We start from the raw sequence: 14513 nt of genomic DNA, 5'->3' as shown, positions 1-14513 counted from the left end.
CCTCCCCTACCCCCCCTGCCTCTCTTCTCCCCCTGCTTGCCTTCACCCGTCATTTTCGGGTTGACAGACGACTAGCCTCCTGCGGCAAAAGTCACCATAATAATTACGGAAAGTAATAGTCCGGGGGAAAGTAGAGTTACTAGCACTAACAGATCATGAGCAGTCATAATTATTCCTCTTTGCAGATTTTTGACTTTAATCATCACTGCTATGCTAGTGCAAACAAGGCTAATACAGGATTGTTAAAGAGATTTTTAAGCTTTCTCTTTGATCTCTACTCTGGTACGACTAATCCCTGGAGTGGTTGTGATGCTTGTTTTTCCGTTAGTCCCTGACTTTGGACTAAAACGCCAAAGTTGCCTAATCCTGATGGGTTAATGAGTTGGTGTAATCCTTCCCGGCGTTGAAGCAACTGTGATATTGGTTGCTGTTGAGAAGATAGTGCAGCTATTCTTTCACCTATTCCCAAGGACATTAAAAATAAACCTTGCTGCGTCCAACCAACTTGTTTGAGTCCGCACCGTTCACCCCAAGATGATAAGGCTGTAAAGTCAACATGGGCGGTGATATCTTGTTGCCCAATATTGATATAAGGATTATCATGATGACGATGCTGGTAGTAGCACTGGAGAGTTCCCTGCGATCGCCTGGGGTTATAATAACGATGAGCAAGGTAGCCATAATCAATTGTTAGCACATACCCCCGTTCCAAGCAGTCTGCCACTATACCCAACCAGTTCAAAGCTGCTAAATTAATTTCACTACGATAGCCATTTTCATAAGTATTTTGGCTTAAATCAATGCCTACTAACTTAAAATATTCTCCTAATTGTGGTGTTGATGGTTCTCCTATTACTTCAATAAATAGAGGATTACGGATGATCTGGATTTCACTGATTTCAGGGTTTAATTCGGCAAGGGTGACGTAAATTTCCCGCAATTCTCCTGCTGCTAAAATAAATTGGTGGACTGGAAAAGCATCTACTAATTCATTGGAAAAGAAGCAGCCGTTAATAGATTTGGAGGGAATTTCTTCCAAGTTACACCAATCAACAGCAAAATCTTGTAACCGTTGTTGTTGTTCTTGTTTTAAACTTTGTGATTTTTCAACAATAATATATTTGACTGCGCCAAAAAAATCTGGGTATTCTTGCTGTATATAATTGAGTATATGGGATGCTAATATACCTTGTCCTGCTCCCATTTCTACCAAATCAAAATGTATAGGTTGATCTAAAATCTCCCACATTTGGTAAAATTGCTTTGCTAGTAATTCCCCAAAGTCAGCGCCTAAACTGGCAGATGTGAAAAAATCACTACCGCGAAAGCCAATTTTGATGGCATCACTGGAATAATAGCCATGTTCTGGATGATATAACACCATATCCATGTATTGGGCAAAGGTAATTCTTTTTTGAGGACTGGTGATGATACGATGGGCTATGGCTTGACACAGTGGGGAATGGGAATCCATAAAATTTCTAGGAAAGAGAGAACAGCAAAAAATTTGTGTAATTAACTCTATATGAAAATACTTGCATCTAACAAATTAAACTCAGTTAATATCCTGTAAATCCTTAAATTCTGGATATCCTGATATGGCTTGCGCCACGCTTCGCTATCAGACAAAGAATACGTTAAAGATTTATTCATTTAGCCAACTAAAAAGTTCACCCACCGTAAGATTAAATGATTCTGCGAAAGCTGGAACAGGTAAACTATCTGTTTCTAATTCAAATAATAGAATCCGTTGATCATTAAAATAGACAAAAACTAATTTTTCTGCGGGGTCAATTAACCAACCCATTTGAGTATTATGACGAAGACAATGGAGAATATTCCGAACTACTTTAGTTTGATTTTGTTCAGGAGAAAGTATTTCAATTGTCCAGTCAGGAGGGATAGCAAAGGTGTTAGCAACTTCACCATTTTCATCGCGGGGAATGCGTTCCCAAGTGAAGACGGCAATATCAGGTACAATGGATCTGCCGCCAAAGGTACAGCGTAATTCAGAGTATGCACGGGCTATGCGCTGGGGTTTGAGCGCTAGGTTAATATTAGAACCGAGGTCAAGCTGAACTGTGCTATGTTTTCCTTGAGGCATGGGTTTTTGAATGATTTCACCGTTAATAAATTCCCTTGCCGGTTTGGTTTCTGGCAATTTGAGAAATTCGTCAAGGGTTAGAGTTTTGATAGGGGTTTGAACCATTACCGTTTCGGGTTTGTGGATGATTAATATTGTATCGTTTTTGAATGGTCTAATAGCGTAGCGATTATAAACAATCTAAGAATTACCATCCTGTACATCCTTTAATCCTGGTTATCCTGATTCTGACTTAATAATTTTTTGTAATCTTTAAATGTTAGTCCACACACTCCCTTATGCCTTGCGGCACGCTTGCGCGAACAGGTGAGTGTGGGCAACGAGCGCGACTCTTCTATGAAGACATTAACTGAGCTTTAGGACCATGTGTCCCACGGTTCTTTGGTTAAGCCGAACAATTAGCTTTTATTTTGATAGGCTGCTTTTGGTGCATTTAATTGAGTTACACCTAAGTAGGTTGGCGTTGAAAATTGTCGTTATGGCAAGGCAAGAGGCAAGAGTGAAGAGGGTTTGGGCGATTTTACGTTTCTTTACACAGTTTGGTTTTATTGTGTTCACCTACTTACTCTTAGAAATTAGATCAAATATTTGAAAAAAAATCAAGAAAGTGTTCATTCCGCACTTCGTGCCGCTGCGCTAACATCGCCCAACAACACTGATTAAGCTGCGCTTAATTTTGTTCCTTGGGCAATTCCTCACTTCCGCGTATTGTATTCATCTTATCACCTCCCTATCGGGTAGGTGAGAGGCTTCTACTGTTTAAGCTAAACTAGGGCTTTTTCCAAAATCAATTTAGAACGCTTCATTTTTTCAGGAATAGCCACAGGATAATCACCAGTAAAACAAGCCGAACAAAAACTATTAGTATCTTCTCTGGTTGTTTCTAGCATTCCTTCCCAACTCAAATAAGCTAAACTGTCAACTTGCAATTGCTTGGCTATTTCTTCCACTGACTTCGTAGCAGCAATTAATTGATCTTGGGTATCAGTATCAATACCATAGAAACAAGGATGAGTTACAGGAGGAGAAGAAATTCTCATGTGGACTTCGGCTACACCAGCATCACGCAAGGCTTGAACGAGTTTGCGGCTAGTAGTTCCCCGGACAATGGAATCATCAATAATTACAACTCGCTTACCGAACAAGACATCTTTAAGGGGATTAAGTTTCATTTTAATCCCTGATTCTCGCATGGCTTGGGTAGGTTGAATAAAGGTGCGACCAACGTAGCGATTTTTAATCAATCCTTCACCGTAAGCTATACCAGAAGCTTGGGAAAAGCCAATGGCGGCAGGGATACCAGAATCAGGGACACCGAAGACCAAATCAGCTTCTACGGGGGCTTCTGCCGCCATTTTCCGTCCTAACCGCATTCGATAACTGTATAGGGTTTCATTGTGCATGAGGCTATCAGGACGGGCAAAGTAGATCATTTCAAAGATACAAAGTTTGCGTTCTGATTGTTGATGCCATTGAAATGATTCTAAACCGTCTTCAGTAATCCAAACTAACTCACCTGGTTGGACATCACGCAGATATTCTGCACCGATAATATCTAAACCGCAAGTTTCGGAAGCGAGAACGTAACGGACAGGATCACTATCTAATGTGCCAATTACCAAGGGACGAATCCCGTTAGGATCTCGGACTCCCATCACACCTACAGGTGTAGCAATAGTCAGGCTGAATGCTCCCTCGCACCGATGAAAGGCACTGATAGCTCCTGTTAACCAATCTGCACCAGCGTTGACTTCTTGAGCGATCGCATAAGCAATCATTTCTGAGTCGGTTGTCGTTATTAAGTTAAACTTATCTTTGAGTAACTCTTCTCTCAATTTTACGGTATTGACTAAATTACCATTATGTGCAAGTGCCAATAAACCCAACCGAGTTTCTACTACAGCAGGTTGGGCGTTAACTTTGCGACTAGAACCGGTAGTGGAATAGCGATTATGACCAACTGCCAGATTTCCGGGTAATTGATCTAAGATGGTTTCATTAAAGACTTGAGACACCAAGCCCATATCTTTGTGCTGGTGGACGTGAGAACCATCAAAGGTAGCAATCCCAGCAGATTCTTGACCCCGATGCTGAAGAGCGTACAATCCAAAGTATGTCAATTTAGCAACGTCTTGTTCTGGGGCATAAATACCAAAAACACCACAAGCTTCTTCTGGCTTGTCAGGGCGATCCTCATGACTGTTGATTGGGTTGTTGGTAATTTGGGGGTATTCATCCGAATTAATGGGAATCATGCTGGTATTGCTCCTGGTGGGGATGTTGTTCAAAAGTCAAAAGTCAAAAGTCAAGAGTCAAGAGTCAAAAGTCAAAAGCAAAGAAATCCTACCTGTCACCTTGCTTTAGGGATAGTTGAAAACTTCTTAACAAATCTTTAACCATCCATTAAAACAGTACCGTAAATTGGTCAAGGATAGAGGATGAATTGTAAATTTTTATGTTTAAACCTTGATCTTTACTGTTGCTTAGGTATTGGTGTAGATGGCGAGACGTTTGGAAATTGACAAAGAATAGCGATCGCTCATATCTTCGAGACTAACCTGGAGTAACTTCTGGTGATCTGTGGTTAAAATCTCTAAATTGCCGGAATTAGATACTGTTCCTAGCTTTTGCCAATTCTCTGGGAGATTTTTCTGTAAATAGGATTCCCATGCTTCTTGGTTTTCTTGACTCACAGAAACTAAAATCCTCGCCCCACCTTCACCAAATAGCACTTCATCAAAACGGGAATCGTGATTTGTAGAAATTGGGAAATTAATTTCCGCCCCCAAATTTCCCGACAGACAAGATTCCGCGATCGCTACAGCCAAACCACCTTCAGCCGAATCATGGGCAGAATTTACCCAACCAGCGCGAATACCATGACGACAAGCCTTTTGCACCAGCCGTTCTAAATCAAAATCAATTCTAGGCGGCTTACCAGCGATCGTATGATGAATAGTTGCCAAATATTCAGAAGCACCCAATTCCATTTTAGATTTTGGATTTTGGATTTTGGATTGAATGGGTAAACCCAGAAGATAAATTATATCACCTGCATTTTGCCAACCTTGTCCGCAAATTTTCGTTAAATCAGGAATCAAACCCACCATACCCACAACCGGAGTCGGGTAAATTGGTTGGGGATTACCTTCCGCATCGAAAGTTTCATTGTAGAGAGAAACATTCCCCCCAGTTACCGGCGTTCCCAACTCCCGACAACCTTCACTCAAACCCCGACAAGCGGATGCTAATTGCCAATAACCAATGGGTTTTTCTGGACTACCAAAATTGAGGTTATCCGTCACAGCAATGGGTTCAGCACCCACACAGCTAAGATTCCGGGCAGCTTCCGCCACTACTGCCTTAGCCCCTTCATAAGGATCAAGATAGACATAACGAGAATTACAATCTACCGTAGCCGCAACACCGGATTTTAGATTTTTGGCCAAAGAAAGATATGAACTGGATTTTGGATTTTGGGGTGTTTCTAAGGGACGGATACGAATCACAGCAGCATCAGCGCCACCGGGTAACAATACGGTATTATTCTGAACTTGATGGTCATATTGGCGATAAACCCAGCTTTTAGAAGCAATAGAGGGAGTATCTAGCAAAGTCAATAAAATCTGATTCCAAGTTTGCAGACTTCCCGCAATTTCAATTCCCGCAGCATTGCAAACAGGTAAATCATCACTTGTCCATTGCCATGCTTTTCGAGCATATTCTGGGGGTTCTGTCAATAATTCTCTTTCATACAAAGGCGTATTTTCCGCCAAAGCATCAGCCGGAATTTCCGCCGCAATTTTCCCCTCAAACCAAATTCTGACAATGGGTTCTTCTATTACTGTCCCCGCAACCACCGCTTGTAGTCCCCAACGGTGGAAAATATCAATTAATTCCTGTTCTCGTCCTTTTTCGGCAACAAACAACATTCGTTCTTGAGATTCCGAAAGCAGGTATTCATAAGGAATCATTCCCGATTCCCGCACCGGAATTTTATCTAAATCAAAGTCAATCCCCACACCACCTTTAGCAGCCATTTCCGAAGTTGAACAGGTGATACCCGCAGCGCCCATATCCTGTGCTGCCACTACAGCCCCAGTTTTAAATGCCTCTAAACAAGCTTCAATTAAGGACTTTTCGACAAATGGATCTCCCACTTGCACAGCGGGACGGTTATCCATTGATTCATCAGTTAATTCCGCACTGGCAAAACTTGCGCCGCCCATACCATCCCGTCCGGTGGTTGAACCTACATACAGCACAGGATTTCCGAAGCCAGAAGCCCCTGATTTGACAATTTCCGCCGTTTCCATCAATCCCAGTGCCATGACGTTGACCAGGGGATTGACCGAGTAGGCGGGGTCAAAATAGACTTCACCACCAACGGTGGGAACCCCGACGCAGTTATGAGTAACAATCCCAGATGAAGTTACAAAAAGATGGGTGTGATCTACTTCCACATCGTAAACATCACATTCATCAACGGCTTGACATTCGATACTTTTAATTTTGACAAAAGCCACATTTGCCGCGGACTGAGTAAAGCGGGGAAATGAATATTTACTGCCGTTGTAACGATTCAGGGCAACTGCTAATTCTGCATTGCGCTGTTGACTAAAGACAGTTGCTAATTCTTTTAATCCCGCAAAATTACTAACTTCCAATTGCCATAATAGTTTGCGAATGTGCTTACGTCCCTCTATTTCTTCTTCCCCCGCTGGTCTTTGATAAATATAGGGCATGACTCCTTGACTTTGCAGCAGGATAACTGTTTGTTCAAACAATTGATGGCTGGTTGTCCCAAAACTGATTTTGGCATGATTACCATTAGTTTTTGTAGTCATTGAACCGTCACCACGCAGTAAGCCTTTCAGGGCTTCACGCTGCAAATTTTGTGACCATTGAAAAATACAAGCGGGAAAAGCCTTATTACTGGCTTGAGTTCCACATTGCCATACATTTTTGAGGAAATGCCCTAATAACCACGAAGTTGCATAAACAGCGATAGTAGAAGCGCATTTTTCCACACAGGGGCGTAATCCTAATTGCTTCAATCCAGCAATTACATCTTCAACATACTCCGTTTCATGGTGGGCAAAGGTGAAAATAATTTTGTATGTGTTGCCATTTTGGGAAACGCAACCTTCAGACAAGAAATAGCCAATTAATCGGGCAAATAATTCATTTGGCTGAATAACTGCTGGCATATAGTTAGCTTTGCCACGTCGGAATAGACTAATATCACTGCGGGAAACGTTAAGCAGCAGTTCTAGGGCTAAAAAGTGAGAAAGTGGGAGTCTACCAGTGCTTAAATAGTGATGACGATTAGTAGCTGAAGGTTCAATTAACCGCAATGCAGTCCGCACAACTTCCGTGACTTGCCAATTTTCCGGTAGTTGTACATAAACATCTTTACCACTAGCATCTTCTGGGTTTAAACCAGCAATTAAGTCTAGGGGTGCGTTTTGGTTTTCTCCTGGTTCTAATTCCGGTAAAGCGGTGATAATGGGAATTTGATCACCCACTTTTAAAGATTGTGCTGGGGATACATCCCATTGACCTTCTGCACAAATTACCATGGGATGGTCTGGGGTAACTATCAGCTTACGCCCCAAAGCGGTGCGGATAGTCATGAGATTTTGGGTACAACGTTTGAAAATACGGCGGACACGCTGCCAACTTACAGTATGCTGATCTGGGTCTAAGGACAGGGTTGTAACTGCATTAGCATCGTCTATCTCTAAAGTGTGGACATTAGCAGGTAAGCGCGATTCTACAAAATTACCAATCGTATCAAAATGCACACCTTCTTGATCTTTCCAGATAAATGTTTCGCCACTGACCAAACAGTTACCATAATGGGAGATTCCCGCAACTACACCCGTAAATAATCTTTGGGTTTTGGGATCATTCAAATCCCCAAACCGCAAAGAATTTAATAAGGCTATGGGACGCGCCCCCATTGTAAAGATATCTCTTAATATCCCACCAACTCCGGTGGCTGCACCTTGGAAGGGTTCAACGGCGGAAGGGTGGTTATGGGATTCTATTTTAAACGCTAATTGTAGTCCGTCGCCAATATCCACAACTCCGGCATTTTCACCTGGTCCAACGAGGATGCGTGGTCCGGTGGTGGGAAACTGTTTGAGTAAAGGGCGAGAATTTTTATAACAGCAGTGTTCTGACCACATTACCCCAAACATACCGAGTTCGGCTTTGTTGGGATGACGACCTAAGCGACGGATGATTTCTGTATATTCTTCTGGTTTTATGCCTTCTGAGGCTATTTCTTGCGGAGAAAAGGGATTTTCACCAAATATGGTCATGGAAGTTATGCACCAAGGGGACAGATGAATATTCTATCTGAGATTCCCGACTTCTTTTTTTTTATAAGGAAGAACGCCGAAAACCCTTGAAAATGTGGGTGACTCAGGAAGCCACATTTGGGCTTTAGACAAGGGATTACCGCAAGGCGGAAGTCAAAAGTCAAAAGTCAAAAGTCAAAATGAAGACAGTATAGGCTTTTGGAGGATTTAGAATGGTTGGTTTATTTACGCCGTTTTGTACTAGAGGCAGGATAAATCCTGCATTGATTTTAATCCATATTCGTGATACAATTAAATCGTCACTAAAGACATAAAAAGCTACCGAGGGACTCTCGGAAAGTTACGCTTGTCAGATATGATTTCGCCCGCCAGGTCCAACGAAATCAGGGCAAGAACACAAATATTTAAGGCAGTGCCTGAAACTGGGATAACTGAGGGATATAGACTGAAACTCTCTGTAGAATCTCCGCGTCTAAAGACGCGGAGAGTGTCAAGCTACGCTAAGTAATTGGACAAGAATATTGACAGTCATTGCGATCGCAGGGAAGCAATCACAACCCTGGCAATTGCTTCATTTCACTTCGTTCCATATGGCTAACGCCAGGCAACGATTACGCAATAACATTGTATAATTAATTCTGTCTCACTACTTAGCAGCAAATCTTAACTATACTTTTTATTTGTCAAATTACAAAATTGTCTACTATAATAAAAGTGTGAATGAAGTACATGGGGCTTTAACGGTTTCGACAGGTTGGCGAAAGCTACTCTGTGATTCAGGTCGAGAGCGAGTCATCTCTCGGAAATCAAAGACTCAAAAAAAAAGTAAATGCGAACAATATCGTAAAATTTGCTCGTCGGGAAGCTCTAGTAGCTGCCTAAGAAACCTCTTTTAGGTTCGAGCGTCTTTAATTTGACTCCGTTAAGGATTAAAGACCTAACCCCCAACGGATGCTCCAACAAGCGTTCTCTGGTTGGCTTGAAGGCTAAGATTAAATCAGAGCATCCTACGTTCGGGATAATGAGCGATTCCCGCCTTGAGGGTCAGAAAGGCTAAACCTGTGAACGAGTGGAGGGTTAATACCCAATTTGGACATGGGTTCGACTCCCATAAGCTCCATTTTCAATTTTCAATAATTATTTAGCCCGCTAAAAACTTTGATGTTAGGCGGGCTTTTTGCTATCTGGGGGATTTCTTGACACAGTTATCCCGTTCCCAATTTATTTATTGGTACGGGATGGTGCTGATAGTTAGGCTGACTTTAAAGCATCCCGCTTTTTGCGATCTGCTGTCAAAATATCTGCCATGACTATGAGTGCTTGCGCCATTTTTTCCAGGTTGGAACTGTATAGTTCTAAATCTTTGATGAGTTTATCTTCAGAGATATTTAACCCGTTAGCGATCGCTTTGAGTGCTTCACTCTTTTGTTTATCATCTTTCATCAGTTCATGATCTGACTGTACCAATAATGCAAATAAACCAACACCAAATAAGCGACTGTATTTAAAGTTGGAATTGGTAGCCACTGCTTCTAATTGCTGCTGCAAGTCCCCATCTTGATCTAGGGAATTTGCCCGACTCAAACCAGCAATCAAATCCTTAACTGGTAAACTGACAGCTAAAGCTTGCAATCTGGAGGCATCTTGTCGGTAACGCTGGGGATCTTGTTCCACAGCTTGACAAATTGCTCGGAAAATTGATTCTTTATCCTGTTCTGGTTGGTAGCCGTCCATGAAGCTGTCAAAAGTGGTGACAACGCCCAAGGCATAAATGGCATTGTAGCTAAAATCAACGTTGACTGATAGCAGGTGCATTTCTACCATCAACTCTTCCACTACCCGGCGGTAAATAGTGTTAATTGGCCTGGTATGAAGGGTGTAGAAGGTTCTTTTTGTATCAGATACTGTACGGACGTTATTCACAAAGAAAATTTTAGTAAAGACGTATTCCTCTTCTCTAGTATGAACTAATCAGACCTAATTCGTGAAAGTCATTCAATTTTAGATTTTGGATTTTGGATTTTCCGATAAATCCTATTGACTCGCCAAAATCCGGGGCGGAGTCTTTAAAACCTGTTCTTCGGTATCAAAAATTTCAAATACTGTATCCATCATTGTAACTTCAAACACAAGTTTAGCTTCCGAATGAAGATTACAAATCCGAAAACTGCCACTAATTTTATCAGCTTCACGCATCCCGGCTAATAAAGAGGTCAACCCGGAACTATCAATAAAATTTACTTGTCCTAGATTGACAACAACATGAGGACTGTGTTTAGAAATACATTCTTGTAGCTTGAGACGAAATTGCCAAGCAGTAGTAATATCTAAACGACCAGCAGGTGTTAAGACCATGATGGTATGACCGTCTTCAGTTGTACAGGTTTTTTGAGCTATATTAATCATTGAACCGATGCTTTTTTACTAAAATTTGCTAATCAAAAGGCTCAATGTAAGGCAGTATCAACTTATATCCAGAATATCACATCTACTTGTTAGTGTAACTTGCTGTCATGGTGGTTAACAAAAATAACTGGAGATTGGGAACTGGGTATGGGGAAACATATTTTATTTTTTACTTCCTTGCTATTACCCATTACCCATTACCCATTGCTCATTCCTGACTTGGTTTCCAGTTTATCCAATCTTGAGGTTTTAGGAAAGTCTCATACAACTGGGCTTCAGGAGTATTAGGTTCTGGTTTGTAGCCATATTCCCAACGAACTAAAGGTGGTAGAGACATGAGAATTGATTCTGTGCGTCCATTGGTTTGGAGTCCAAAAATTGTTCCCCGGTCATAAACCAAGTTAAATTCTACATATCTACCACGACGGTATAATTGAAAATTGCGTTGGCGATCGCCATATTCCATCCCGTGCCGGCGTTCCGAAATTGGCACATAAGCAGGTAAAAATGCCCCAGCACAGTCTTGAACTAAAGCAAATATATCTTCCCAACTCCGCGAGGGTAATTCACCTACCTGATTGCTATAAATCGCTGCTTCCCCATTGGGATCTGGACCGCGATAGATAGAACCTTGACCATCTTGGTAATCCAAAAATAACCCACCAATTCCCCGTGTTTCATCTCGATGTTTCAGATAAAAATATTCATCACACCAGCGCTTAAACACAGGATAATATTCAGGATGGTGTTGGTCACAAGCTTGTTTAAAAGTGTTATGAAAATGTTGTGCATCTTCAGCAAAGGGGTAATAAGGTGTTAAGTCCGCACCGCCACCAAACCACCAAACTGGACCTGCTTCAAAATAGCGGTAATTTAAATGGACTGTAGGTACATAAGGATTGCGTGGATGCAATACCAAAGAAGTCCCAGTTGCATAAAAGCCATGTCCTGTAGCTTCTGGACGTTGGGCTAAAATCGAAGGAGGTAAATGAGAACCCCAAACTTCAGAGAAATTTACACCTGCTTGTTCAAAAATTGCTCCGTCACGCAGTACACGCGATCGCCCCCCACCCCCTTCTGGACGCTGCCAACTATCTTCTTGAAACTTCCCCAGACCATCTAATTTCTCTAAACCTTGGGTAATTTCATCCTGCAAATTCTGCATAAACTGGCTGACTCTAGCCTGAGCATTAACTCCAGGGAGAATATCAGATGATTCTTTTGTGATAGTGGGGGTTTGCGAGTTGGTTAACATAGATTCCCGAACCTAAAATTACAATTTCCAAAACAATTACAAATTTTTGTTGTCAAAACTTGTCAGCAGCGAGAGTCACGAATCCGGCTTAATTTGCCAAAACGGTTTTTCATTATACGTCAAAACACAACCGTTCAAAACGTCTTCAAATCTCCATTGGCACGGATTTTATTCCAATTCACACATATCACACCTGAACACCTCTTTTCACAGTTAGAGAAACAATCTTATTATTCAGTCTACAAATTTTCTCTTCCCCACAAGCTCCTTGAATGAAAACTTAACGGTCTTTACCTGTTCACGTTTCAACATTAAATAACATTTTTAATTTGACTATAATATGATTAATTAAGATTTAACAAGTTAAACTAAAATAAAGAGCAAGGTTAATTAAATAGGGTTTGCTGATAGCGTAGCGTTAGCCATACTCCTGAATGGGCGCAGGCTCTGCGCCCCTACCTCCTGATAGCGCAGCGTGGCGTTAGCCTTCACAGATAACTTATTCAGCAAACCCTAAATAAAAGATTTGAATTTGATGTGGGGTGCGGAATGTGGGATATAAAATAAAAGCACTGGTAAAACCAGTGCTTAACTGCATAATCAATACAAATTGTCAAGTTATTTAAGGATTGGATTTTTTTAACTTTTGTTTTTTCCGGCGTTTTTCTGTAATAGCTACACCATGTTCTACTGGATAACCAACTACAGGAATTACCTGATATTTTCTCTCTTCTTCTAAATTTTTAAGTTCTGTGTAATCAACCCAGTGAATACAATCAACAGGACAGGTATCTATGGCTTCTTGAACTACCTCTTCTATGTCTCCATCTTGACGGATGACGCGCGATCGCCCATAATCTTCTTCAATAAAAAAAGTATTTCGGGCAACATGGGCGCAGTGCTTACAACCGATACAGGTAATTTCATCCACATAAACGCCTTTTTGCCGCACCAATCCACCTAATTCCGGTTCTAAACCAGAACGTTCGGGGACATCTCGGAGAAAACTCCCTAATTCTGGTTCTAAGCCGGAACGATTATATTCCTCTGCTTGTGGCGACGGCTGCAAATTAGACATTACGCACTCCAGCGTTGTACTACTAGACGAATAGAACCATCTTCCTGTTGCTGTTGTTCTGCCACTTGGAAGCCAACTTTAGTGGTTTCTTTGACTATTGTTTGATAAGCATAACGTTGAGTTACTTGACGGACAAACCCGTCCACAGATAGATTTTGTTGCCAATATTGTAAATCTGCAACTAATTCGTATTCTTGACCATTCCATCTGAAACCGATGTCATAGCCGTTTTGCTGTTCAATAGTTACTTCGGCTGCATGAGTTTGACCACGATAACCACGCACCTCACAAGGTCCAGGTTTCCAGTCTATTCCCAAATCGGAAAGGGCATCTTTCAAGGATTCTAGATTACGGATTTGTGTTTTAATTTGGCTAAAGTGTGACATAGTGGTTTGTAATCAATGAAAATTAACTAGTTGGAAAACTTACCATTCGCTGTGGGCGGTTTGTGTATTCGCCACACTATTTTGTTGCTGGTTAGTAGCGAAAAACTCTGAGGTTGGTTCATTGCTTAACACTCGTCCTAGCTGGGCTTCTATGGCTGCTGTCACCTCAGCACAAGATGCACCGATAATACCGGTGACTTTCTCTTGTACTCGACCATCTGGATAAATGATGAATTCTAATGTTTCCATGCTTTGAAAGCCAACCTAGATAATAGATTTGAACCTAGCTGTCTGATTTCAGACTAGCTCAAAATTTAGGGATAGGAATTTAGATACAAATTTGCCACCTATCTCATAATTTCCCATACTTAAGGGCATATATTTCATCGTTTTTACAAAATTTATTATTTTCACTAGTATTTACCTTCGTTAATTATAAGTTTCTCTTAACCTGATCAATTAGTCAATATGAGGACTGCCAAAGATCAGAAATAATCAAGAACCTGATTAAATCAATCTTGTGGACAACATCTCTAGTCAAAAATAGGCTGAGATTTTTCTCAGCTTCATTGGAAAATCTTATCATTATCATTAGTTAGGGTTTGCTGAATAAGTCTTCTCGTGAAGGGAGGTGACAGGTGACAGTTGACAGATGACAGTTGACAGGTGACTGTTTCAGCTATCTGTCATCCCCAAACTTTTAAGTTTATTGGAGGTAAAATACTCCGTTTTGGTACTACCCCCTCAAAAACCTTGCACCTATTTTCCTTTTTATCAACCTCAAACCTTTGATTCATTTACGGGTTACGTTTTTTCAGCAAGCCCTAGTTAGACCAATTCAGGCACTTTGTACTTGTCAGCAGGTATAATTGTTACTAGTAGTTCGTCAAATTTATTTTGACGGGTAATGATCGAAAAAAAACCTCTGTTCTTCCCTCCCCCACCTCCCCTACCT

The 14513-nt window shown here is 41.3% G+C and carries 11 protein-coding genes and 1 other RNA gene; 1 reads left to right on the top strand and 11 read right to left on the bottom strand.

Features of this window, described 5'->3' with window-relative positions; genetic code table 11:
- Window positions 1-71: 71 nt before the first annotated feature.
- The 5 genes from IQ228_RS27100 to purL all read right to left on the bottom strand — a co-directional run bounded on the left by IQ228_RS27100 (window position 72) and on the right by purL (window position 8433).
- Window positions 72-203, bottom strand: a complete 132-nt coding sequence (locus tag IQ228_RS27100) for a hypothetical protein (RefSeq protein ID WP_255539951.1) — start codon at window positions 201-203, stop codon at window positions 72-74.
- Between the two features lie 71 nt (window positions 204-274).
- A complete protein-coding gene (locus IQ228_RS08930) occupies window positions 275-1474 on the bottom strand; it encodes a class I SAM-dependent methyltransferase (RefSeq protein WP_193962681.1) in 1200 nt (399 codons plus the stop codon).
- A 171-nt stretch (window positions 1475-1645) separates the two neighbouring features.
- Window positions 1646-2209, bottom strand: a complete 564-nt coding sequence (locus IQ228_RS08925; RefSeq protein ID WP_027400739.1) for a Uma2 family endonuclease — start codon at window positions 2207-2209, stop codon at window positions 1646-1648.
- Window positions 2210-2868: 659 nt separating this feature from the next.
- Window positions 2869-4359, bottom strand: a complete 1491-nt coding sequence (gene purF / locus IQ228_RS08920) for an amidophosphoribosyltransferase (protein ID WP_027400740.1) — start codon at window positions 4357-4359, stop codon at window positions 2869-2871.
- Between the two features lie 228 nt (window positions 4360-4587).
- On the bottom strand, window positions 4588-8433 hold the full coding sequence (purL, locus tag IQ228_RS08915) for a phosphoribosylformylglycinamidine synthase subunit PurL (protein ID WP_193962680.1): 3846 nt from the start codon (window positions 8431-8433) through the stop codon (window positions 4588-4590).
- 731 nt (window positions 8434-9164) lie between these two features.
- On the opposite strand from purL, the gene ssrA reads away from it, so the two are divergent.
- Window positions 9165-9556, top strand: a transfer-messenger RNA (tmRNA) gene (gene ssrA / locus IQ228_RS08910).
- Window positions 9557-9684: 128 nt separating this feature from the next.
- Here ssrA and psb29 read toward each other — a convergent pair.
- The 6 genes from psb29 to IQ228_RS08880 form a co-directional block, all read right to left on the bottom strand.
- The gene (gene psb29, locus IQ228_RS08905; protein WP_027400742.1) at window positions 9685-10356 is read right to left on the bottom strand and encodes a photosystem II biogenesis protein Psp29; all 672 of its coding nucleotides are present in this window, start codon (window positions 10354-10356) and stop codon (window positions 9685-9687) included.
- 111 nt (window positions 10357-10467) lie between these two features.
- Entirely contained in the window at window positions 10468-10839 is a 372-nt protein-coding gene (locus IQ228_RS08900; protein ID WP_027400743.1) for an STAS domain-containing protein, read from the bottom strand.
- Between the two features lie 208 nt (window positions 10840-11047).
- A complete protein-coding gene (gene hemF, locus IQ228_RS08895; protein ID WP_193962679.1) occupies window positions 11048-12094 on the bottom strand; it encodes an oxygen-dependent coproporphyrinogen oxidase in 1047 nt (348 codons plus the stop codon).
- 622 nt (window positions 12095-12716) lie between these two features.
- Window positions 12717-13172, bottom strand: a complete 456-nt coding sequence (locus tag IQ228_RS08890) for a ferredoxin (protein WP_193962678.1) — start codon at window positions 13170-13172, stop codon at window positions 12717-12719.
- Complete coding sequence (locus IQ228_RS08885; RefSeq protein WP_027400746.1) at window positions 13172-13558, bottom strand: DUF1257 domain-containing protein; 387 nt, start codon at window positions 13556-13558, stop codon at window positions 13172-13174. Before IQ228_RS08885 ends, IQ228_RS08890 begins: the two co-directional genes overlap by 1 nt.
- A 39-nt stretch (window positions 13559-13597) precedes the next feature.
- Window positions 13598-13807 carry a DUF2997 domain-containing protein gene (locus IQ228_RS08880; RefSeq protein WP_027400747.1) on the bottom strand — a complete coding sequence of 70 codons (210 nt, stop codon included), beginning with the start codon at window positions 13805-13807 and terminating at the stop codon, window positions 13598-13600.
- Between the last annotated feature and the right edge of the window lie 706 nt (window positions 13808-14513).

It is taken from the genome of Dolichospermum sp. LEGE 00246 (assembly GCF_015207865.1).
GTDB classification, from domain to species: domain Bacteria; phylum Cyanobacteriota; class Cyanobacteriia; order Cyanobacteriales; family Nostocaceae; genus Dolichospermum; species Dolichospermum heterosporum.
Note: the sequence above shows the minus strand (reverse complement) of the source record. Positions and strands in the feature narration are given on the sequence as shown.

Coding starts and splice junctions, on each gene's coding strand:
- IQ228_RS27100 (WP_255539951.1), bottom strand. CDS start 203: ATGATTAAAGTCAAAAATCTGCAAAGAGGAATAATTATGACTGCTCAT.
- IQ228_RS08930 (WP_193962681.1), bottom strand. CDS start 1,474: ATGGATTCCCATTCCCCACTGTGTCAAGCCATAGCCCATCGTATCATC.
- IQ228_RS08925 (WP_027400739.1), bottom strand. CDS start 2,209: ATGGTTCAAACCCCTATCAAAACTCTAACCCTTGACGAATTTCTCAAA.
- purF (WP_027400740.1), bottom strand. CDS start 4,359: ATGATTCCCATTAATTCGGATGAATACCCCCAAATTACCAACAACCCA.
- purL (WP_193962680.1), bottom strand. CDS start 8,433: ATGACCATATTTGGTGAAAATCCCTTTTCTCCGCAAGAAATAGCCTCA.
- IQ228_RS08900 (WP_027400743.1), bottom strand. CDS start 10,839: ATGATTAATATAGCTCAAAAAACCTGTACAACTGAAGACGGTCATACC.
- hemF (WP_193962679.1), bottom strand. CDS start 12,094: ATGTTAACCAACTCGCAAACCCCCACTATCACAAAAGAATCATCTGAT.
- IQ228_RS08890 (WP_193962678.1), bottom strand. CDS start 13,172: ATGTCTAATTTGCAGCCGTCGCCACAAGCAGAGGAATATAATCGTTCC.
- IQ228_RS08885 (WP_027400746.1), bottom strand. CDS start 13,558: ATGTCACACTTTAGCCAAATTAAAACACAAATCCGTAATCTAGAATCC.
- IQ228_RS08880 (WP_027400747.1), bottom strand. CDS start 13,807: ATGGAAACATTAGAATTCATCATTTATCCAGATGGTCGAGTACAAGAG.